The sequence below is a fragment of the Sulfitobacter sp. HI0040 genome, assembly GCF_001634885.1.
GTDB lineage: Bacteria > Pseudomonadota > Alphaproteobacteria > Rhodobacterales > Rhodobacteraceae > Sulfitobacter.
The window spans coordinates 1-291 of sequence record NZ_LWEX01000312.1; the positions used below are offsets into that span (position 1 = coordinate 1).

Below are 291 nucleotides of genomic sequence, written 5' to 3' on the forward strand. Positions count from 1 at the left end.
AAGCATCGGTAAAGCTCGCCTCCGTCGCGCCCAGCATGAAGGGCAGCGCGCCAAAGAGCGGCAGCATGAACCATACTCCGGAGGTGAGAAAGAAGGTCTGCTGGATGGTCAGCCCTTCGCGGTTGCCGTTGGCACAGGACAGCGCGATCAGGCTGCCGCCCAGAATCGTGATCAGGCCGGATTCGACGAAAACGGGCCAATGGCCCCGGCCTTCGGCGATGTCCACCAGCATGGGGACGACCATGGTCACGCCCATCACTGCGACCAGCAGGCCGATGACATATCCGACAG

The 291-nt window shown here is 62.5% G+C and carries 1 pseudogene; it reads right to left on the reverse strand.

Going from position 1 to position 291, the window contains the following annotated elements:
* Positions 1–291, reverse strand: a pseudogene (locus A3728_RS14330) (potassium transporter TrkH); the annotation flags it as partial.